Source organism: Mesorhizobium sp. M0062 (genome assembly GCF_040323125.1).
Lineage (GTDB): Bacteria > Pseudomonadota > Alphaproteobacteria > Rhizobiales > Rhizobiaceae > Mesorhizobium.
This window is the reverse complement of sequence record NZ_JAMYUO010000011.1, coordinates 34,826-54,768: the sequence shown is the minus strand read 5'-3', so window position 1 is coordinate 54,768 and position 19,943 is coordinate 34,826. Positions and strand designations below refer to the sequence as shown.

The 19,943-nt window shown below is 61.5% G+C and carries 23 protein-coding genes, 2 tRNA genes and 1 pseudogene; 13 read left to right on the top strand and 13 right to left on the bottom strand.

All coding sequences use genetic code 11. The annotated features are described in order from the left end of the window. Nucleotides 1–46: 46 nt before the first annotated feature. Nucleotides 47–268 carry a hypothetical protein gene (locus tag NKJ64_RS15335; protein ID WP_023670284.1) on the bottom strand — a complete coding sequence of 74 codons (222 nt, stop codon included), beginning with the start codon at nucleotides 266–268 and terminating at the stop codon, nucleotides 47–49. Here NKJ64_RS15335 and NKJ64_RS15330 point away from each other — a divergent pair. From NKJ64_RS15330 to NKJ64_RS15310, 5 genes and pseudogenes are all read left to right on the top strand, one after another. Further along, a pseudogene (locus NKJ64_RS15330) lies at nucleotides 170–662 on the top strand (CDP-alcohol phosphatidyltransferase family protein). The gene NKJ64_RS15335 and the pseudogene NKJ64_RS15330 overlap by 99 nt on opposite strands. Then, complete coding sequence (locus NKJ64_RS15325) at nucleotides 634–1,827, top strand: AI-2E family transporter (protein WP_352462872.1); 1,194 nt, start codon at nucleotides 634–636, stop codon at nucleotides 1,825–1,827. Before NKJ64_RS15330 ends, NKJ64_RS15325 begins: the two are co-directional and overlap by 29 nt. Before the next feature lie 2 nt (nucleotides 1,828–1,829). After that, complete coding sequence (gene hdaA / locus NKJ64_RS15320) at nucleotides 1,830–2,534, top strand: DnaA regulatory inactivator HdaA (RefSeq protein ID WP_352462871.1); 705 nt, start codon at nucleotides 1,830–1,832, stop codon at nucleotides 2,532–2,534. A gap of 320 nt (nucleotides 2,535–2,854) precedes the next feature. Then, entirely contained in the window at nucleotides 2,855–3,112 is a 258-nt protein-coding gene (locus NKJ64_RS15315; protein WP_023705316.1) for a type II toxin-antitoxin system Phd/YefM family antitoxin, read from the top strand. Continuing rightward, nucleotides 3,109–3,492, top strand: a complete 384-nt coding sequence (locus NKJ64_RS15310; protein WP_023819147.1) for a type II toxin-antitoxin system VapC family toxin — start codon at nucleotides 3,109–3,111, stop codon at nucleotides 3,490–3,492. The genes NKJ64_RS15315 and NKJ64_RS15310 overlap by 4 nt, the downstream gene beginning before the upstream one ends. A gap of 142 nt (nucleotides 3,493–3,634) precedes the next feature. On the opposite strand, the gene NKJ64_RS15305 is transcribed toward NKJ64_RS15310, so the two are convergent. The 3 genes from NKJ64_RS15305 to NKJ64_RS15295 form a co-directional block, all read right to left on the bottom strand. Beyond that, a complete protein-coding gene (locus NKJ64_RS15305; protein WP_352462870.1) occupies nucleotides 3,635–3,946 on the bottom strand; it encodes a hypothetical protein in 312 nt (103 codons plus the stop codon). Between the two features lie 179 nt (nucleotides 3,947–4,125). Further along, nucleotides 4,126–4,202, bottom strand: a tRNA-Pro gene (locus tag NKJ64_RS15300). A 51-nt stretch (nucleotides 4,203–4,253) separates the two neighbouring features. Next, the gene (locus NKJ64_RS15295) at nucleotides 4,254–5,438 is read right to left on the bottom strand and encodes a flavin-containing monooxygenase (RefSeq protein WP_352462869.1); all 1,185 of its coding nucleotides are present in this window, start codon (nucleotides 5,436–5,438) and stop codon (nucleotides 4,254–4,256) included. Between the two features lie 173 nt (nucleotides 5,439–5,611). Between NKJ64_RS15295 and NKJ64_RS15290 the strand changes: the two genes are divergently transcribed. The 6 genes from NKJ64_RS15290 to NKJ64_RS15265 all read left to right on the top strand — a co-directional run bounded on the left by NKJ64_RS15290 (nucleotide 5,612) and on the right by NKJ64_RS15265 (nucleotide 9,581). Then, complete coding sequence (locus NKJ64_RS15290) at nucleotides 5,612–5,917, top strand: ETC complex I subunit (RefSeq protein WP_023670294.1); 306 nt, start codon at nucleotides 5,612–5,614, stop codon at nucleotides 5,915–5,917. 60 nt (nucleotides 5,918–5,977) lie between these two features. After that, nucleotides 5,978–6,054: transfer RNA gene (locus NKJ64_RS15285), tRNA-Arg, on the top strand. A 256-nt stretch (nucleotides 6,055–6,310) separates the two neighbouring features. Beyond that, nucleotides 6,311–6,910: an SLATT domain-containing protein gene (locus tag NKJ64_RS15280; RefSeq protein ID WP_352462868.1), complete on the top strand. Its 600-nt coding sequence runs from the start codon at nucleotides 6,311–6,313 to the stop codon at nucleotides 6,908–6,910. Beyond that, a complete protein-coding gene (locus NKJ64_RS15275; protein ID WP_352462867.1) occupies nucleotides 6,907–8,229 on the top strand; it encodes a reverse transcriptase domain-containing protein in 1,323 nt (440 codons plus the stop codon). The genes NKJ64_RS15280 and NKJ64_RS15275 overlap by 4 nt, the downstream gene beginning before the upstream one ends. A 126-nt stretch (nucleotides 8,230–8,355) precedes the next feature. Further along, nucleotides 8,356–8,691 carry an antibiotic biosynthesis monooxygenase family protein gene (locus NKJ64_RS15270; protein WP_352462866.1) on the top strand — a complete coding sequence of 112 codons (336 nt, stop codon included), beginning with the start codon at nucleotides 8,356–8,358 and terminating at the stop codon, nucleotides 8,689–8,691. Continuing rightward, nucleotides 8,691–9,581: an alpha/beta fold hydrolase gene (locus NKJ64_RS15265; protein WP_023727817.1), complete on the top strand. Its 891-nt coding sequence runs from the start codon at nucleotides 8,691–8,693 to the stop codon at nucleotides 9,579–9,581. Before NKJ64_RS15270 ends, NKJ64_RS15265 begins: the two co-directional genes overlap by 1 nt. A gap of 46 nt (nucleotides 9,582–9,627) precedes the next feature. On the opposite strand, the gene NKJ64_RS15260 is transcribed toward NKJ64_RS15265, so the two are convergent. The 6 genes from NKJ64_RS15260 to NKJ64_RS15235 all read right to left on the bottom strand — a co-directional run bounded on the left by NKJ64_RS15260 (nucleotide 9,628) and on the right by NKJ64_RS15235 (nucleotide 15,301). Next, on the bottom strand, nucleotides 9,628–10,242 hold the full coding sequence (locus tag NKJ64_RS15260; protein ID WP_245259945.1) for a LysE family translocator: 615 nt from the start codon (nucleotides 10,240–10,242) through the stop codon (nucleotides 9,628–9,630). A 107-nt stretch (nucleotides 10,243–10,349) separates the two neighbouring features. Further along, nucleotides 10,350–11,156, bottom strand: a complete 807-nt coding sequence (locus NKJ64_RS15255; RefSeq protein ID WP_023747881.1) for an ABC transporter permease — start codon at nucleotides 11,154–11,156, stop codon at nucleotides 10,350–10,352. Further along, complete coding sequence (locus tag NKJ64_RS15250) at nucleotides 11,156–11,989, bottom strand: ABC transporter permease (RefSeq protein ID WP_023670301.1); 834 nt, start codon at nucleotides 11,987–11,989, stop codon at nucleotides 11,156–11,158. The genes NKJ64_RS15255 and NKJ64_RS15250 overlap by 1 nt, the downstream gene beginning before the upstream one ends. Nucleotides 11,990–12,010: 21 nt before the next feature. Next, nucleotides 12,011–13,126, bottom strand: coding sequence for an ABC transporter substrate-binding protein (locus NKJ64_RS15245; protein WP_023727815.1), 1,116 nt, complete (start codon nucleotides 13,124–13,126; stop codon nucleotides 12,011–12,013). Between the two features lie 83 nt (nucleotides 13,127–13,209). Further along, nucleotides 13,210–14,301 carry an ABC transporter ATP-binding protein gene (locus NKJ64_RS15240; protein ID WP_352462865.1) on the bottom strand — a complete coding sequence of 364 codons (1,092 nt, stop codon included), beginning with the start codon at nucleotides 14,299–14,301 and terminating at the stop codon, nucleotides 13,210–13,212. Nucleotides 14,302–14,404: 103 nt separating this feature from the next. Continuing rightward, on the bottom strand, nucleotides 14,405–15,301 hold the full coding sequence (locus tag NKJ64_RS15235; RefSeq protein WP_023705214.1) for a LysR substrate-binding domain-containing protein: 897 nt from the start codon (nucleotides 15,299–15,301) through the stop codon (nucleotides 14,405–14,407). 83 nt (nucleotides 15,302–15,384) lie between these two features. Here NKJ64_RS15235 and NKJ64_RS15230 point away from each other — a divergent pair, with 83 nt between their 5' ends. Both NKJ64_RS15230 and NKJ64_RS15225 read left to right on the top strand, forming a co-directional pair. After that, complete coding sequence (locus NKJ64_RS15230; RefSeq protein ID WP_352462864.1) at nucleotides 15,385–16,986, top strand: zinc-binding metallopeptidase family protein; 1,602 nt, start codon at nucleotides 15,385–15,387, stop codon at nucleotides 16,984–16,986. 19 nt (nucleotides 16,987–17,005) lie between these two features. Beyond that, nucleotides 17,006–17,938 (top strand): dimethylarginine dimethylaminohydrolase family protein, encoded by a 933-nt coding sequence (locus NKJ64_RS15225; protein ID WP_023711883.1) that lies wholly within the window; start codon nucleotides 17,006–17,008, stop codon nucleotides 17,936–17,938. Between the two features lie 159 nt (nucleotides 17,939–18,097). Here the strand turns inward: NKJ64_RS15225 and NKJ64_RS15220 are convergent, their stop codons facing one another. From NKJ64_RS15220 to NKJ64_RS15210, 3 genes are all read right to left on the bottom strand, one after another. Beyond that, nucleotides 18,098–18,514 carry an FCD domain-containing protein gene (locus tag NKJ64_RS15220; RefSeq protein WP_081731252.1) on the bottom strand — a complete coding sequence of 139 codons (417 nt, stop codon included), beginning with the start codon at nucleotides 18,512–18,514 and terminating at the stop codon, nucleotides 18,098–18,100. A 146-nt stretch (nucleotides 18,515–18,660) separates the two neighbouring features. Further along, nucleotides 18,661–19,083, bottom strand: coding sequence for a hypothetical protein (locus tag NKJ64_RS15215; RefSeq protein ID WP_023684778.1), 423 nt, complete (start codon nucleotides 19,081–19,083; stop codon nucleotides 18,661–18,663). 130 nt (nucleotides 19,084–19,213) lie between these two features. Then, the gene (locus tag NKJ64_RS15210; protein WP_031201257.1) at nucleotides 19,214–19,765 is read right to left on the bottom strand and encodes a cytochrome c; all 552 of its coding nucleotides are present in this window, start codon (nucleotides 19,763–19,765) and stop codon (nucleotides 19,214–19,216) included. Nucleotides 19,766–19,943: the final 178 nt, after the last annotated feature.

The window sequence follows — 19,943 nt, the reverse complement described above, 5'->3', positions numbered from 1 at the left end:
GGATACCGGGCTTTTGCCCAAGATAAATACGTGGACAGTCGCCCCTTCACCGCTGGTCCTTGCAGCCACAATCCATCTCCATCATCGATCTGCAGAACAAGCATGGCGGGACATGCCTTTGACCATTCCCAACCTCATCACCATCCTGCGCTTCGTGCTGGTGCTGGCGATGCTGAACATGCGCTGGGACTGGGCCTTTGCCGGATTTCTCGTTGCCGGAATTGCCGATGGCGTCGACGGCTTCATCGCCCGCCGCTTCAACCAGCATTCGAACTCGGCGCCTATCTCGATCCGATGGCCGACAAGGTGCTTCTGGTCTCGGTGTTCGTGGTCATGGGCTTCATCGGGCAATTGCCGCTGTGGCTGGTGGTGACCATGGTGTCACGCGATGCGCTGATCATCTGCGCCGTGCTTTTGTCCACGGTCATGGCGCATCCGGTCGAGATGAAGCCGCTCTATGTGTCGTAGGCCAACACCGCCGCCCAGATCGTGCTGGCGCCGTGGTGCTGGGCGAACTTGCCCTTGGCCTCCACCTCGACCCGCTCAGGCCTGCGCTCATATTGCTGTCCGGGGTCTTGACCGTGGCTTCGGCCGCGGCCTATCTCGTGGCTTGGCTGAGGCATATGAGCGGCTATGGCGAAGGCTCCACCCCGGGTAGTTGACAAGAATGCCGCGACTGCCGCGTTAGCAGACGCGGCTGCGTCCCTGGCGTTTCGCCGCCAGATTTTCTTCTGGCTGGGCACGGCAATCTTCCTGGTGCTGTTCCTCTACATTTTTTCCAGCATCCTGTTGCCGTTCGTTGCCGGCATGGTGCTGGCCTATTTCCTCGACCCGGTCGCCGACCGGCTGCAGCGCCTCGGCCTCTCCCGGCTGATGGCGACGGTGGTCATCCTGATCGCCTTCATCGTTCTTTTGGTGCTGGCCTTCGTCATCCTGGTTCCGGTTCTGGCCACGCAGATGGCCGATTTCGCCAGCAAGCTGCCGGAATATCTGACCCGGCTGCAGTCGCTGATCACCAGCTTCGATCCCAAATGGCTGGAGCAGAAATTCGGCGTCAATGCCAATGGCCTGCGCGACGGGCTGAATTCGCTGCTCACTTCCGGTTTCGGCCTGCTGAGCACCGTCTTCACCTCGATCTGGAGTTCTGGCGTTGCTCTGGTGTCGGTGGTCAGCCTGTTCGTGGTCACTCCGGTTGTCGCTTTCTACATGCTGCTCGACTGGGATCGCATGGTGGCGGTCGTCGACAGCTGGGTGCCGCGCGATTATGTCGGGACGGTCAGGGCGATCTCCAGGGACATCAACACCGCGACCGCCGGCTTCGTGCGCGGCCAGGGCACGCTGTGCCTGGTGCTCGGTGGCATGTATGCCACTGGCCTGACGCTGACCGGGCTGAATTTCGCCATCCTGATCGGCCTCTTCGCCGGGCTGATCTCCTTCATTCCCTATGTCGGCTCGCTGACCGGGCTGGTGCTGGCCGTCGGGGTCGCCTTCGTCCAGTTCTGGCCGGACTGGACCATGATCGTTGCTGTCGCGGTGGTCTTCTTCATCGGCCAGTTCATCGAGGGCAACATCCTCCAGCCGAGGCTGGTCGGAAAAAGCGTCGGCCTACACCCGGTCTGGCTGATGTTTGCGCTGTTCGCTTTCGGCGCCCTGTTCGGCTTCGTCGGCCTTTTGATCGCCGTTCCTGCTTCGGCGGCGGTTGCCGTGCTGGTGCGGTTTGCCATTGCCCGCTATCTCGAATCGCCTCTCTACAAGGGACACTCCACCGAGCCCGTCCCGCCGCTGCCCGCCGCTCGCGGCGGGGGCCACCGGTCGCCGCGCGGCTGAACGTGACGGATCATAAGACCGAACCGCCGCGCCAGCTGCCGCTCGACCTTGGCCACGGCACCGGCTACTCGCGCGACGAACTGGTGGTGTCGGCCACCAACCGCGAGGCGGCAGCCCTTGTCGACCGCTGGCCGGACTGGCCGTCGCCGGTGATCGTGCTCGCTGGCCCGGCCGGTTCCGGCAAGACACATCTGGGCTCGATCTGGCAGGCGCGGGCCAACGCAGTGGCGGTCGATGCCCAGCGCATCGGCAATGCCATCACCGGGCTTGGCGGCAGGCCCGCGCTGATCGACGATGTCGACAAGACAGCCATCGACGAGGCGGGCCTGTTCCATCTCATCAATGAAGTGCGCGGCGCCGGGGCCACCTTGCTGTTGACGGCGCGGCGCTTCCCCGCCGCCTGGGGGGTGACGCTGCCCGACCTGGCTTCGCGGCTGAAGGCGGCGGCAACGGTCGAAATCCACGAACCCGACGATTTGCTTCTGGCCGGTGTCATCACCAAACTCTTCGCCGACCGCCAGGTCGAGGTCGAGCCGCATGTCGTGCAATATCTGGTGCGCCGCATCGAGCGCTCGCTGGCCACCGCCATGCGCGTGGTCGAGCGCCTCGACCGCACCGCGCTCGAGCGCAAGACGCCGATCACCAGGGCGCTCGCCGCCGAAACCGTCAGCGCAATGGACGAAGGGCAGGGCGAGTTCGAGGTGTAGGCAGTGGAAGGAGAAGACTCCGCTCCTGTCCCATTTCGAGAAGAAACCTCTGGCATCCATCTTGCAACACTGCGTTTGCCGGCTGACCCCGGTCCTGATCGCGTTCCTGATCGGGTTGTAGGCTCGCCGGGAGTGATGATTGGGGTTCTCGCCCGGCGAGCTTACCTTCAGATAGAATCGCCGCAAGGCCTACGATTGCGCGCCAGCTGTCATTCAGACTTCACCAAGCCGCAAGATCTCATCGTCCTGCATTGAAATGGACCATTAGATGGTCTACTTTTTGAATATGGACCAGAGCATGGTCCATAAAGGAGTGGTCAATGCAGGTATCCGTTACAGACGCCAAGGGGCAGCTCACCGAACTGGTGCGTCGTGCCGAGGCTGGGGATGAAATTATCCTGACCCGCCATGGTCATGCAGCCGTGCGCCTTGTTCCCGTGAAGGCTGCCCCTGACAGGAAAGGCCGCCGGGCATTGCTGGAGGCAATGCGAGCATCCGGCGCTGCCAAGGCGAAGGCCGGGCCGGATGCAGCGCGCAGTCAGGATTTCCTCTATGGCGCTGATGGCCTGCCCGAATGATCGTGGTCGATACCTCGGCCCTGATGGCGATCGTTCTTGCCGAACCTCAATCCAGTGCCTGCATTGCGGCGCTGGAAGCCGAAGACGATATTCTGATCTCGGCTGGCACAGTGGCCGAGGCGCTGATCGTGGCGGATAGGCGCAATGTCGGTGAGGAAATGGCCGGCCTGATCGACGGGCTCGGCTTCGAGGTCACGGCGGTGACACCAGCCTCTGGCCGACGCATAGCCGAGGCGTATGGGCGATGGGGCAAGGGTATTCATCCGGCCGGGCTCAATTTCGGCGATTGCTTTGCCTATGAAGTGGCAAAGGATCGAGCCTGCCGCTTGCTCTATGTTGGCGACGATTTTTCGAAGACCGATATCGAGAGCGCTCTATAGAGCTACGCTTATGCCCACAACGCCGCCAGATACCGGACCAGCAGATAGACCACCGTATGCGCTGCCACGTAGCACGACGCGCTTTAGGTCAGATTGGTGCTCCGGCCGCCAACCCGGCCGGAGCAGGTCCAAAGCGATCGGATCAGCCGCAGACCCTGACCTCTTCGACGACCCTGTGGTGATGGCGCCAGTGCCTGACCAGTTCGATATGGCAGCGGTGATGGCGATGGTGGCGCCGCCATTGGCCATCCTGGTTGTCGCTGTAGTCGTCGCCATAGTCGTCGCTATGGTCTTTGTGGCGCTGGTGATGGCGAAGAATCTGTATATCGCCATCGTCGGACGAATATTGATCGTCGTCATCGGACTGGATAGTCAGACTGGCGGCTTGCGCCGGTGCGATCAAAGCCGCCGTTCCGGCGAACGCGATCATCGAGGCGATGAGAAGGGTTTTCATTGTTTGCTCCTTGGGTTGAACATACACAACTCTCGGAGCGAACTGGTGTTCCAATGTAGGGTCCGATCGGCGAGCGGCTGCTGCTTGGGCAATGCGTGCCGCCATGCGCTACCGGCGAGGCAGCCATTGGCGACCTTGGGAGTGATACCTTGGGCAAGGACTGGCTTTGTGGGAAAAAATGGTCGGAGTGGAGAGATTCGAACTCCCGACCCTCTGGTCCCAAACCAGATGCGCTACCAGGCTGCGCTACACTCCGAGGCCCTGCGGCGTATACGGTTCCGGACCCTGTCGCGCAACCCCTAAAACATCAAACGGGGCTTGGCGGTATGCGCTCCCGCGCAATCCTGGCTGCGATCGCTTTGGCTTGGATGCGGGCATTGGCGAAGCAGCCGCGGATGCTTGGCCGCATGCCGGTGAACCACAGGCCCGGCAGTCTCGGGTCGCTGTCGGCGCCGTTGAACAGCGGCACGCCCTTTTCGTCGAGCACGCCGAGCTTGCCCAGCATGGCCTCGAGCCCGGTGCGGTAGCCGGTCGCGGCGATGACGATATCCGGCTGGATCGTCGCGCCATCGTCGAAAACGACCGTGTCGCGGGTAAATTCCCGCACGGTTGGCAAGACGATGATCCTGCCGTCCTTGATGGCATCGACGGCGCCGTCATCGGTGGCGATGGCGGTATAATCCGACGCCAGCCGGCTTGCGCCGCCCGAAGGCGTCGGCGGCAGGCCGTAGGCCGTGAGGTCGCCGAAGGCCCACCGCTGCGTCGCCGCCATCACCGCATCGGCGAGCTTGAACGGCAGCCGCGCCAGGATCGGCGAAAACCGGTGGACGGCGATCTGGCCGAGGCGCTTGGGCAGCAGTGCCGGACCGTTGCGCGCCGACAGCCAGATCTGTCCGGTGCCGGCTGCCGCCAGGTGATTGAGCACGTCGAAGCCGGAATTGCCGGCGCCGACGACCAGCACTTTCTTGCCCGCATAGGCCTTGGCGTCGCCGAATGCGGCCGAATGGATGATGCGTCCGGCAAAGGCCTTCATGCCTTTCCAAGCCGGAATGAAGGGCTGCCGGTCGCGCCCGGTGGCGATGACGACATGGCGCGCCAGCCGCGGCCCGGCACTGGTCCGCACAAGCCAGTGGTCGCCCTCGAAGCCTATCTCCTCGACCGCAATGCCGAACTCGACCGGCAGCCGGTGCATGGCGTGGAATTCGTTCAAATGGCCGATGATGGTGTTTCGGTGCGGAAAGGCAGGGGTGCCGGCAGGAAAGGAAACGCCCGGCAGCGCCGAAAGGTCGCGATGCGTGTTGAGATGCAGTCGCTCGTGCCGCCCGTGCCATGGCTCGGCCAGCCGGGCTTCCTTTTCCAACACCATCACCGGCACGCCGGTCTTGAGCAGCGCATGGGCTGCGGTCAAGCCGGCTGCCCCGGCGCCGATCACGATCGCGCCGTCGAAAATCGCTTGGCTGTCGGCCTCGGCGTGCAAAATCCCTGCGTCCATGCCTCTTTGTGTCGCCATCATGACCATGACTTTTGATGCTACGCCAGTGTATCCAGCCTATGCCGCTGCCGAAGCGACCTGGTTGCAGGCCGCTTCGGCCTTGCCGTCGGCAGTGTTGCACAGTATTGACTGAAATAAGGCGGCGCTACCGCCAACGCAGCTACGAGGTGCCCATGTCCGCGCGAATTTTCAGCCCAGCCAAAACCGCGATGCAGTCCGGCAAGGCCAAGACCGGCCATTGGGTGCTGGAATTCGATCCCGCCCAACGCAAGAAGATCGACCCGCTGATGGGCTACACCACATCGGGCGACATGCTGAGCCAGATCAGGCTGACCTTCGACACCAGGGAAGAAGCGGTGGCCTATGCCGAAAAGCAGGGGCTGGCCTTCCGTGTCGAGGAGCCGAAAGAGACCAAGCGCCGGCAGATTTCCTATGCGGAAAATTTCCGCTATGACCGCAGGATACCCTGGACGCATTGACCGGCGGTCAGCGCCTGGCACATAGACACCAGCCGGCCAAGATGTCGAATGCCGGCCAGCGGTCCCGTAGCTCAGCTGGATAGAGCACCGGCCTTCTAAGCCGATGGTCACAGGTTCGAATCCTGTCGGGATCGCCAATTTTTCATTTTATGCTACAAGGGTCTCGCCGTCAGGCGTGACCCTCACTCACAAGGAATTTGCGCCCTGATCTTGCTTTGTGAGAGCTTTTGTAATCTATTTTCAGTGGGGTACGGACGGAGCAGGTGAAAGCTTGCTGGCTCGCGAGGGTCACTGTTACTAAGTGAGGCTTCGGCCTTAGCAATCAGCTGCATTCGGGCAACCGAGTGCTTAGTTATCCTTTGAGAAATTGCGTCCGTACCTCTTGGAGCTCTGATGTCGGAAGTAAGCCCCAAGACCGAAAATATAGAGGACAAGATCTGGATCACATCTCGCGTGAGGATGATCTCAGAAGCGCGGATGCTGCGCAACAACAACTGGTCGCTATTTTTGCTAGCATATTATTCAGTTTTCACCGTCGTTCTTGCGGTATTCCCAAAATATTTCGAGGCGTATTTTGTTTATTTTGATGGCATATCCGTAGCTGCTTCGGTGGCCGTTCTGGTAGCGTCCCTGGTGGTTGGTGGGTTTCGCTTCGAACGAACGGCGTCGCTGTTTCGTGATTGCTACCTTGCCTTGCAAAAACTTACGGACAGCGACGTTGATACAAATGCGAAGCGGCAGAGATATTCCGACATTCTACAAATGTGCCCGAATCACTCCAATGGGGACTACTACGACTTTATGGTTAGCCATACCTATCTGAACGGAAAAAGGGTCTGGAGCGCGGGTGAAGAAGTGAAATTTACACCCAACATGGTAAGATCGTACTATTTTCGTCAAATGGTTTTTTGTGTTCTAATGCTTTGCTTGGTTGCCGTACCTTTGGCCTTCGTTCTAGCCCCCCTAATTGCACCGATGGCAAAGGTTGCATGACGCCGCGCGAGCACTTTAAGAAGCAATTTACACCGACCAGCCTCAAGGCGATTTTTGAGGATCGCATTGTCCACACTGGTACTACTGGCAAGGACGGAGTTTCTCCAGCCGCGTTCGGGCAAATTATTGACAGTGAGATCAGTCGCATATTAGCGAAGGTTGGAAGTCGTTCGTACCGATTCACGACGTATAGACAAAAGCTCGTCCTGAAAGGCGCAGGAAAAGCTCCTCGCGAAATTTCTATTGCTACCGTTCGCGATCGAATTGTGCTTCGCGCGATCAATAATATCCTGATTGAATGCTTTTCAGATAAACGGCAAGCTGCTCCGCACCACTTCATACATGAAATATCTCAACTTATTGGACCTCTTGGTGACGAATTTTCGTTTGTTCAAGTAGACGTGCGGGACTTCTATCCAAGTATTTTACACGAAAAACTAATGGCCAGGCTTCGGTCGCGAATAAGGACCGTAGATCTCTTGGAATTGATCGAAGGGGCTATCCGCACGCCGACGGGATCGGCCAATTCCTCGCAGGTCACGTTAGCGGGTGTTCCGCAGGGCCTTAGCATCTCTAACATCCTGTCAGCGATCTATATGACCCGCTTCGATGACATGATGCACTCTCGCCACTCGTATTTTCGATACGTAGATGACATCATTGTCGTCTGTAAAACAGATCAGGCAAAGAAGACGTTTTCGTTTGTTGCTAAGCACTTGGAAAGGATTGGCCTCCTTTGCCATGAGCCGGCCAAGAATAGCAAGAGTAAGATCGTACCTTTAAGCGTCGGCGTCGATTATCTCGGGTACTATATCCGCCCCAAAGCAGTTTCTGTTCGGAATTCATCTTATCGGCGCATGATGGAAAATATCATGGCTGTTTTGACGGCTGCGAAACACACTACCAACAGCAGAAAAATATTAAGGCGCCTTAATATAAAGATTACTGGATGTGTTTTTGAGGAAAAGCGACTTGGGTGGATGTTTTTCTTTTCCATGACCACCGACCTCAGGCAGTTGCGAAGATTGGACGAATTTGTCTCCCAGGCATGGGCGAAAGCCGGAATGGAAAAATTCGGAACACCCAAGACATTCGTCAAGTCATACCACGAAATACGATACCGGCTTAATAAGACGAAATATATACCGAAGTTTGATGAATATACACAAGAGCAGAAAGCGGCACTGATAGCTGATATGGAGGGGAGAGAGGTAGAGGAAGTTCTCAGGTGGTCAAAAGAGCGTATAGATCGGACATTTGCGAAGCGAGTAAAAAAGGAGGCTTCGAAATTGGAGAAGGACATTACTCCATTTAGCTAGGACTTGGTAAATTTGTGAATTTACTAACGGAAAAGGCCTCAGGCATACGGCCTTTTCAGGCCGGTGGTTACAAGGTTCGAATCCTGTCGAGGTCGGAACGCCGCTCGTGTTCAAGCGTTACGGCTGATGGCACCGAAAACCCCGACCATTGCGCGCATCTGGCGCGGCAGGACCTTGCCCGACAGGGCCGACGCCTATGAGCGCTACAACTACGAGGTCGGTATCAAGCCGCTGATCGAGAAAGCGCTGGGCGTGCAGACTTTTCGCGAGGACACGCCGACGCATTCGGAATTCATCACCATCTCCTATTGGGAGAGCGTCGAGGCGATGGCCGCCTTTACCGGCGGCGATCCGCAAAGCATCCACCATCTCGACCGCGACAAGGAGTTCCTGATCGAATTGCCGAAGGGTGTCCAGGTGCTGCGAATCCGTTCCAGCCACGGAATGGTTGGCGGCAGCTGATGTTTGCGGGCTTTGACGCCAGGACCGTTCAAATGGAGGAGACATCGATCTTCGTCAGGGCCGGTGGCTCAGGGCCGCCGCTGCTGCTCCTGCATGGCTTTCCCGAAACGCATGTTATGTGGCGGGACATCGCCGTGGCATTGGCGCCGCACTTCAGCGTGGTTGCCGCCGATCTGAGAGGCTACGGACAAAGCGCCTGTCCGGCTTCCGGAGCCAATCATGCCGCCTATTCCAAACGAGCGATGGCGCGCGACATGGTGCAGGTTATGGACGTTCTCGGTTTCGACCGTTTCATGGTTGCCGGCCACGACCGTGGCGGTCGCGTCGCCTACCGGCTGGCGCTCGACCATCCCGAAACCGTGTCGAAAGTCGCCGTTCTCGACATCGTCCCCACGGCCTCCGCCTGGGATCGGGCCGATGCCAGGTTGGCGCTGGCCTTCTGGCCGTGGAGCCTGCTCGCCCAGCCGGAACCGCTGCCTGAGCGCCTGTTGTCCGCAGCACCCGACGCAGTTGTCGACAATGCGATCGCCGGCTGGGGCTCGGCTCCAGATGCTTTTCCCGCTGAGGTCAGGGCCGCCTATATCGAGGCGCTGCGTGATCCCGCCCATGCCCACGCCATCTGCGAGGAATATCGCGCCGCCGCAGGCATCGACCGCGAGCACGACGCGCAGGACCAGGCTAATGGCTGTCGCATCAGATGCCCGCTGCTTGCGCTCTGGAGCGGCGAGGGCGGGTTGGAGAACTGGTATGCGGAGGAGGGCGGCCCGTTGGCGATCTGGCGGCAATGGGCTGATAACGTCGGAGGCGGCTCGGTCAAGGGTGGGCATTTCTTCCCGGAAGAGCACCCCGAAGACACGGCTGCAAGGCTGTCGAGATTCTTCGCAAGCTGACTGCGGGCCGATTGCTAAAATCCGGGCCTGTGTGTTCCTGTGTCGACTATCTCAGATGGCCGAGGGATTGCAGGATCAAAGTGCTCGAAAGACCAAGCAGGGCGATACCGTAAAACCGGTCGATCCACACGGCGTTTGGCCCAGCCAGAAGCCTTGCAGCCCGCGCGCCAAGGGCTGCGTAAAACGTCAGCACAAACACATCGGCAAGCGCGGCGATAATGGCCAGGATGCCATACTGGATCGCGATCGGCTCATCCACGCGGACAAAATGCGGCAGGATCGCGGGGAAAAGCAGCCAGGCCGCCGGATTTGTGACCGCCACCAGGAAGCAGCGCCCAATGAGTGCCTTGGCTGAATGGCGTGTTTCGGGAAGGTTAGGGTTGAACGAAGGTCGGGATGCGGCGCGCAGGGTACCGATGGCGACGAAAAGCAGATAGCCCGCGCCGAACATCCTGAGAGCCGAGAGATAGAATTCCGAAGCCAGCAGAAGAGCGCCGAAGCCCAGCGCGACGATGCTGATAAGAACGAAATCAGACAGTACGACGCCGGCCATGCCGAGAAACGCGCGTCGAAAACCGTAGCGGGAGCCGTTGGTGATGGCGAGCACGACGTCCGGTCCCGGAACCGCCATTCCGAGCACCGACACGAAGGCAAATGTCACCAGCGGCAGGTTTCCCATGACGCCGCGTAATGTACCCGGCGCTCACCGTCCGTAACGCCCTTCACACAGCGGCTTGGCTATCGCCGATTGTTGTTGGCCACCTTGGCTCAGTGCCCGCCGCGCATCTTCACCACCGCAGTCCTCACCGCCAGCACCAGCACAGTGATGATGATCAGGATCACCGAGAGCGCGGCGATCGCCGGGTCGATGTTGTCGCGCAGGCCCATCCACATCAGCCGCGGCAGCGTGATGGCGTTGACCGAGGTGATGAACAGGGTGACGCCGATCTCTTCCCAGGACAGCACGAAGGACAGCAGCGCGGCGGTGACGATGCCGAACTTGATGTTGGGCATGATGATGCGCGTGGCGCGTTCCCACACGCCGGCGCCAAGGCCGCGCGCGGCAAGGTCGATGCGGCGGTCGAGCTGGCTGAGCGAGACCAGGATCAGCACCGTGGCGAAAGGCACCGTCATCACCGAATGCGCCATGGCGACGCCGAGCCAGGTGTCGTAGCCGAAGAACGAGCTCATGCCCGAGATCGACGTCAGCAGGAAGTAGAGCGTGATCGCCGAGACCACCGGCGGCACCACCATCGGCAACAGCACGAAGCCGACAAGGGTGGCCGTGAAGCGCGGCTGGAACATCCAGACGCCAAGGCTGAAGCACAGCGCCAGCACGGTCGAGATGACGCTGCTGACGATGCCGATGCGGACCGACAGCAGGATGGCGTCGAGCCAGCGCGGATCCTCGATCAGCGCGCGGTAGTGGCGCAGCGACAGTTCGCCCGTCGGCATAGCCAGCATGCGGCTTGGCGTCAGCGACACCGGGATGACCGCCAGCAGCGGCAGCAGCAGGAACAGCGCCACCAGCACGGCGAGGATCAGCGAGACGGGACCGGGGCGATAGGTCGGCATCAGATCAGCTGCTTCGGTCTGACATAGCGGAACAGCAGCGCCATGAGCGCGCCGACGAACAGCACCAGCACGACGCTGATCGCCGCACCCAGTCCCCAGTCGGGGCTTTGGAATATCCTGAGGTAGATCAGCTCGGCGATCATCACGCTGCGGCCGCCGCCGAGGATCGCCGGCGTGACGAAGAAGCCGAGCGAGAAGACGAACACGATCATCGCCGAACCGATGATGCCGGAGCGCGTCATCGGCACGAACACGGTCCAGAAGGTGCGCATGCGGCTGGAGCCGAGCCCGCGCGCCGCGAGCAGCACGCGCTCGTCGAGGCTGCGCATGGCGGAGGCCAGCGGGAACACCGCGAATGGGATCAAAAAATGCGTCATACCGACGATGACGCCGAACTCGTTGCGCACCAGCGCCAGCGGCTCGGAGATGAAGCCGATCGATTGCAGCCAGGTGTTGATCAGGCCGCGGTTGGACAAAAGCGCCACCCAGCCGAAGGCGCGGGTCAGCACCGAGATCCAGAAGGGGACGAGAATGCAGAATTCAGCGATTATGCGCTGTGCCGGGCTGCCGCGCACCCACACCATGGTGATGGCGTATGCCGCCGCCACGGAAACCACGGTGACGATCAGCGCGATGCGCAGCGTGCGGATGAACACAGACTGCACCAGGGCATCGGTGGCGAGCGCGCCATACTGGCCGAGCCCCGGTGTCGGCAAGGTGACGCTCCACTTGACGACGCCGAGGAACGGCCAGGCGTAGGCCAGCACAAGGAACAGCAGCAGCGGCGCCATCAGCACCGCCGCGCCCATCCTGTCGGAGAGGGTGCCTCTCATCGAAGCTCGTGCCCGGCCTGGTCAGGCCGAGATGATCTTGGTGTATTCGTCGAGTGCTGCCCCGTAATTCTTGGCGTACCAGTCCATGTCGAGCGCGATCTGCTTCTTCATGTTTTCGGGATCGACCGGGTTGATGCGCTTCTTGTCGGCGGGGATCAGCGCATCGGCGGCCGGATTGGCCGGACCCTGTCCGAGCTTGTCGAACATCACCAGTTGCTTCTCCGGATCCTGGGCGCTGGCGATGAACTTCATCGCTGCGTCCTTGCCGCCGGGGTTGCCCTTGAGCACGGCCAGCGCGCCGGGCGAAATCAGGCCCTGATCCCAGATGAACTTGATCTTGCCGCCCGAGTCCTGCTCGATCAGCGAGGCGCGGGTCGACCACACGATCGCCATCGAGGCTTCGCCGTTGAGCAGCACGCTCTGGCTCTCGGCGCCGCCGCCCCAGTAAGCCACGACGTTTTCCTTGAAGGCGGCGATCTTGTCATGCGCGCGCTTCAGGTCGAGCGGGTAGAGCGAGGTCGGCGCGATGCCGTCTGCGAGAAGTGCGGCTTCCCAACTCGACACGCCCCATTTGTAGAGCGAGCGCTTGCCCGGAAACTTCTTCACGTCGAAGAAGTCGGCCATGCCGGTCGGCGCGTCCTTGCCGTATTTCTCGGAATCATAGGCGATGACATAGGAGAAGAAATAGGTCGACGCCGCGTATTCCCAGCCGAACCCCTCGCGCATCTTCTTCTTGTCGACGACGGCGTAGTCGATCGGCTCGAGCGCACCCTGCGCGCCGAGCGTGATGGCCGAGAACGGGTCGACGTCGACAAGGTCCCAGGTCGGCGCGCCGCTCTTGAACTGTGCGGCAATCGCGCCTTCGGTCGGGCCCGAACCGTCCATCTTGACGGCGATGCCGGTCTCCTTGGTGAAGGCCTGGCCATAGGCGGCGTCATAAGCGGTGAGGGCATCGCCACCCCAGTTGACCAGCACCAGTTCCTTGGCCTGCGCAAACGCGCCGGTCGAGCGCAGCAGCATCGGCGTGCCGGCCAGCACGAAGGCTGCAAGCTGGGTGAATTGCCGGCGCGAAATCTCGCCGCGCACAGCCCGGGCGGATAGCGCGTCCATGGCTTGTTTTTTGCTTTGGTCTGTCATTTTAGTTCCCCTTTTTCGTTGTTGGTTCCGGTGGTTATGGCGCGCTCCAGATTCTTTGCTGGAAGACTTCGCCGTTCTCGTCGTCATCCTCCGTCCGGAAGGAGGAAACCCTTTTCCGCCGGCCAGGTCAGCCAGACGGAATTGCCTTTGCTGAGTGCAGCCGCGGCGACCTCGTTCGGCACCGAGACGGTCACCTTGGCGCCCTGGCGCGTCGTCAGATCGAGTTTGGTCGCCGCACCCAGATAGGTCGAGCCGATGGCGGTGGCGGCGATGCCATTCTCGCCGGCGGCGGCTTCGCGCGCGATCGACATATGCTCGGGCCGGATCGCCAGGATCGCATCGCCACGGACTTTCTCGGCCTTGCAGAGCATGTTGACCGCGCGGTCCTCGCAGAGGCCCGTCGAGCCATTGTCGGCGGGCTTGACCCCCTTCAACGGCAGCATGTTGATCTCGCCCAGGAACTCGGCGACGAAGCGGTTGGCCGGCCGGTCATACACCTCGTCCGGCGCTCCGACCTGCAGCAATTTGCCATGGTTGAAGATGGCGACGCGCGACGACAGCGCCAGCGCCTCGCTCTGGTCGTGGGTGACGAAGACGAAGGTGGTGCCGGTCTCCTGATGCAGCCGCTTCATTTCGGCCTGCATCTGGCCGCGCAGGCCCTTGTCCAGTGCCGAGAAGGGTTCGTCGAGGAGCAGCACGCCGGGTTCGAACACCAGCGCGCGCGCCAGTGCCACGCGCTGCTGCTGGCCGCCGGAAAGCTGCGCCGGCAGTTTCGTCTCATGGCCCTTGAGGCCGACGCGCTCGATCATCTCGGCAACGCGGCGCTTGATCTCGAAAGCCGATTTCTTGCGTACCTTGAGCGGGAAAGCGATGTTGGCCTCGACCGACATATGGGGGAACAGCGCATAGCCCTGGAAGACCATGCCGGCGGCACGCTGTTCGGCCGGCCGCTCGGTGATGTCGATGCCGTCGCTGAAAAGCTTGCCGGCGGTCGGTTGCACGAAGCCGGCCAGAATCATCAGGAAGGTGGTCTTGCCGGAACCCGAGGGGCCGAGCAGCGTCAAAAACTCGCCGCGGCCGATATTGAGCGTCAGATCGTCCAGCGCCTGGAACGAGCCGAAGCTCTTGCCGATCCCGATTGCCTTGATCTCTGCGGCCCGGCCGGGTTGCTGCATCCTGCCTCTTCCTTGATCGTGGCTTGAGCGTAGGGCAGTGCGCCGGCTCACCGCAACCGAATAGTTTTCGCCTGATCGGCAAATTTGATTCACGGATGGGAGGCTAGTACGGGCTGATCCGGTTCTCCGACAGCTTCGACCTCAACCACCCATTGAATGCTTCCAGCACCGGGTGGCTGGCCTTGGCATGTTCCGACACCAGGAAATACGAGCGCGGCGAGGGGATCGCGATGTCGAAGGGGCGCACCAGACGGCCTTCGCTGAGCGCGCGGCGGCTGGTCAGTTCGTCGCCCATTGCGATGCCTTGTCCGGCGATCGCCGCGGAGAAGACGAGGTTCATGTCCGAGAAGAAGATACCGCTTTCGGTGTCGGGGTTTTCCACCTTGGACAGCGCCAGCCAGCGCGCCCAGTCCTCGGTGTCGCCGAGATGCAGGAGATTGGCGCGCAGCACGTCGGCCGGTTTTGAAAAGCCGCCGACCTTGTTGAGCAGTGTCGGGCTGCAAAGTGGCGTGAACGAGATTTCGCACAGCAACTCCACCGAGCGGTTCGGCCAGTTGCCGACGCCAAAGGCAATGAAGGCATCGGCGTCCGGATTGCTGACATCGTCCAGCCGCCGCGGCGTCAGGATCGACAGCGCCACGTCCGGATACATCTGCCGGAACTCGCCGATGTGGGTGCATAAAAACAGAGAGGCGAAGCCCGGCGTGCAGGAAACGGCGAACGAACCGCCGACGCCCGTGCCGGCCTGGCGCGTCACCGCATCGCCGAGCACCGTCAGCGCCTTTCTCACATCGGCGGCATAGCGCTGGCCACGCGGTGTCAGCGCCACGCCCTTGCCGATGCGCTCCAGCAGGTCGAAGCCGAGGTCGCGTTCGAGGAGCCGCAACTGATGGCTGACGGCGCTGCGGGTCAAATGCAGTTCATCGGCTGCGCGCCAGACGCTGCCGTGACGGGCAAAACTGTCGAGGGCGCGCAGCGCCTGTGTGGAAGGTATTCGCAAGAGGCCTCAGGTGAACCGAATTTGCATGAACCGGAAAAACATATCACTTTTTGCAATGCCGCTTCACTGCTTTCTTGGGCCGCATGGAGAAACCGGTGACGACCTCGGCGCAAGCCACCGCGCTTGCCTGTCTCGATGGCATCCAGCCGTCGCTGTCGGCGTGGACGCGCACCATTTTCGATTTCGGCGAAACAGCCTGGCGCGAATACCAGTCGGCGGCCTGGTATGTCGCGCGGCTGAAGCATGAGGGCTTTTCGGTCGAGGAAGGGTCGGCCGGCATGCCGACCGCCTTTTGCGCCCACTGGACGAATGGCCCGGGGCCGACCATCGGCATGTACGGCGAATACGACGCCGTGCCCGGCAACTGCCAGGACGCGGCAACGGTGAAGCGATCGCGCCCGGGCCTCGGCAGCGAGGCCGGCGGCCACACCGATCCGCATTCCGGGCTTGGCATTGCCAGCCTCGGCGGCTTGCTCGCCACCAAGGCGGCCATGCAACGCCACGGCATCGAGGGCACGCTGCGCTTCACCGGCGAGCCGGCCGAAAAGGTCAGGGGCTCGAAACCGATCCATGCGGCCCAGGGCTATTATGACGGCCTTGCCGGCATGATCTCCTTCCACCCTTTCTACATGCTGCCGCTCTGCAACACGGCGCGCTGGGATACGCATTGCGGCGCCGCCTATGCGATGATCTACCGCTTTGTCTGCGACGAACCCGAAAACTGGGTTCGCACAGGCGATGGCGCGCCGATCCCGCAGGCGCATTCGGCGGTGCGGGCGCCCGGCGCCAACGACGCACTGATGACGATGTACATGGCCTCCAAGGCGCTGCGCGATTCCATGCTGCCCCACCAGGGCGGCTGGTCGGTCAGCGAGGCGATCCTCACCGCCGGGCAGGCGACCGCCGACAATCTGCCGGCGGGGCTGGCCGAGATCCAGTACATGATCCGCGTGCCGACCATTGCCATGGCAGAGCAGGTCATCGCGGTGCTCGACCGTAATGCGGCCGCGGCCGCGGCGATCAGCGGTTGTCGCTATGAGCGCCATTGGGTGTCGAAGTCGAGGCCGGGCCTCGCCAATCACGCCATGGCGGGGATTGCCTATGAGGCGCTGTCCACCGTTGGCGCGCCGAGCTGGGACGAGGCGGCGAAAGCGATCGGTCGCGAGGTCCAGGTCAATGCCGGCGGCACCGCGACCGAAAACCCTTTCATCGACGAGATGGAGCGGCTGGTTTCGCCGCAAGAGGCCGAGGCAATCCTGCGCCGCGATTTGCCTCCGTCGCAGATCAACTCGACCTCCGACGACTACACCGACATGTCGTGGCACACGCCGACCGCACGCTTCTATGTCGCCCGCCCGGCGCTGCGCTCCGCGAATGGCCATGCCTATCCATCCTGGGCGATGAACGCGCTGGGCGGTATCTCGGCCACCATCGACCCGATGGTCATCTGCGCCGCCAAGACGGTTGCGCTTGCAGCCCTCCGCCTGCTCGAGGACAAGGCCGCGCGCGATGCGGCCATGGACGAATTCGTCACCCGCACCGGCGGCGGCATTGGTGGCTCCAACTGGATCGCGCCGCTTTGCGACTATGACCCGCCGATCAATTTCCGCTGGCCGGAATATGTCACCACCGCGCGGGGGCGCGATTGGTGGATTCCGAGCAGCCAATCCAATCAAGCTGCATAGTCAAATCGAGGAGAACCTTATGACCGTCCATGATCGCATCATCGCCGAACCGTTCTCGCTGCAGCGCCGCAATCCCGCCGGCGGCACCAAGCCGCTGACATCATGGGGCTTTGCCAACGAGACCGACGTGCTGACAGACGTGTTGCTCGGCTCGCCAAACTTCCTGCGCCACCTCTCGACCAGCTCGCTGTCGCGCAAGCATTTGCGCGAAGCGCCCTGCAACGTTCAGATCGCCCAGGCGCAGCACAAGGACCTCGTCGCCGCCTATGAGCATTTCGGCGTCAACATCCACTGGCACGAGCCGACGCCGGAACTGCCGATGCAGGTCTATTCCAGAGACTCCAGCGTCATGACGCCCTACGGCGCCTTCATCACCGCCATGGCCAATTGGTGGCGGCGCGGCGAGAACTATGCCGCCATCCGCACCTATGAAAAGCTCGGCATCCCGATCTACGACATGGTCACGGCTGGCACCTTCGAAGGCGGCGACTTCAACGTCATCGAGGAGGGCGTGGTGCTGATCGGCTGCGGCGGCGCCCGCACGCAGGAAGAGGGCGCCCGCCAGGTGCAGGACTGGTTCGAAAAGGAAGGCTGGGAAACGCGCCTCGCCTTCATCGACGAATATTACGTCCATATCGACCTGATGGTGGTGCCGATCGCCGAAAAACTCACCGCGGTGTGTCTGGCCTGCACCGAGCCCGGCATCGTCGACTGGCTGAAGGGCAAGGGCCACGAGATCATCGACGTGCCGTTCCAGGACACGATGGCGCTCGGCTGCAACTTCATGTCGCTCGGCAAGGACAGGGTGATCGCGCCGACGTCGAGCCAGTCGCTGATCGGCCAACTCAAAGCGCGCGGCTTCGAGGTTGCTGCCGTCGACATGAGCGAGATTTCCAAGACCGGCGGCGGCATTCACTGCATGGCGCAGGCGCTCAAGCGCGAGCCGGCGTAAGGGCACGAATTGCCGCCGGGACCTGTGACGGACTGCTGCCAGATTTGACAAAACAGGCCTGGCAGAGGAAATTAATGCCATTAGAGGAGGGATTCTGTGAAGAAAACTTACGAAAAGCCGAGTCTGGCCAAAGCCGGCAAACTCGGATCGCTGGTCGCTTCAAACCCGTCGAAGCCCGCCCCCTGAGCGCAACCAGCCGCTGAAGGCCGAAATTCGGTCGTCCTGGTTATCGGCGACCGGATCGCGCTGTATGATTGAAGGGAGCCCGCCGGCTTTGAACGGCGGGCTTTTTGCTTTGCGCCAGAGCGCTGCCGCGTCTGCCGGCCAGTCCAATCTGCCCGAACCTGAATTGAACTTGCTCCGGGCGTTTTCCAGATGCGCCCGCATCGCTTGGCCGGCCGCTTCCGGGTCGCGGCGCTCGATCGCCTCGAACACCGCCTGGTGGCCGGCAAAACTCGTGCGGTTTCGATCTCCGTATTGGCCACGTGGATGCGCTGATTGATCAGCCATTCGACCTAGCCGTTGATTTTGAAACCAAGCCAGCTTCCCCAAAAGATCATGCCCAAACAAAGCCATAGCGCGAAGACCACCTGCGCGCCGTTCCCGCCCGCCCGGCGATCAGGGAGTGGCTGGCGTGAGATGGCCGCGCTGACGACGGAACGAGATCGCCTCGTCTGGCCGGCCGGACTCGCGACGGCGTGGTCCGGCCGGAGTTCCATCTGCTATGCGGGTATCAATACGGCGATGCGATGCACGCCGACCTCCTTGCTTGTATTCGTCGCTTCATCGGTCTTGCCCTTGGAGCAGGTGTACATATCACCCGTCTTGAGCTTGAATTCCTTGTCCGCTTTCTTGATCGTGAATGCACCTGAGGTAATGGTGCACACCATGTCGTTGTCCATCACGGTTTGAGGAGCATGTGCTCCGGGCTGAAACACAACGTCGATAATTGCGATGCTCTTGTAGGCGGGAATGTCTGCATTGCCGGTGCCGACCTCCACCACCCTGACACCGGGCGCAATCTCCTTGCCCTCTTTCGGGCCGTATTTCTTGATTTTTGCCGATGCCGCCAAGGTGAACAAAGGCGCTACCGCGGCGGTCGTCAGACCGAGGGCAATTGCAGACCTGCGATTCATGGTTTTCATTGCATCCTCCCGATGCTCGTCATGCATGGATATGCATGACTTCGATATATTAGCACGAGCGAATTTACTTGTATGCAAGCGGCTGGGGCGCAGGCCAGCAAAGGGTATCGCTCCGGCGGGTAAGTCTATTTCACTGTAGCTTCCGCCGGAACTTCGAATGACAGCTCGAGCAATCCTGCAGGATCAGGTGCAGGAGATGCTCCGCCGGCACTTTGGTAGGATCGACTTCCACGGTGCTCGGCCGCTTGCCGAGCAGGCTGCCGCCGCCCATTGCCGGGCCGGTGCCCATGCGCATGTCATCAGTGATGACGGCCGGCGCGCTTTGGGCCTTGGCGGCCAGCGCGCGCGCCAGCGCCCCGATATGATTTGCCAGCGCCTCGAATTCCGCCCGTGACTGATCGATCTCCAGCCTGGCCTGCGAAGGCGGTCCAAGCGAGCCGCTCGGAAATTCGGCAATCAGGGCAGGGCCGGTGCGAGCGCGCAGCGTGTCCGCTGCCGCCTTGAAGGCTGCGGCGTCATAGGGTTGCCTGCGGTCGAACATGCCGGCAATGGTTTTCGCAGCCGCCGCCATCTCCTTCATCGACGCCTGGCGGGCCGCGACCATCGGTCCGCCGCCGACGGAGGCGGCCATCGTAAGGGCACAGACCAGCCACAGCAGCGCCGCTTTCACAGTCCATCTCACGGCGCCATGTCCTTGCCCCATCCATCTGTGATCAGCCAGCCGCAGCAGGGGTTCGACCTGCAGTCGGATTCTTCGGTCGTGATGCCGGTTCTCATCGGTAAATTTCCGTCGCCGGAAGTCTCCGTCTCTGAGCGGATAGACCTTCCAGCCACCGGAAGGTCAACTGATTGAGAAGGCC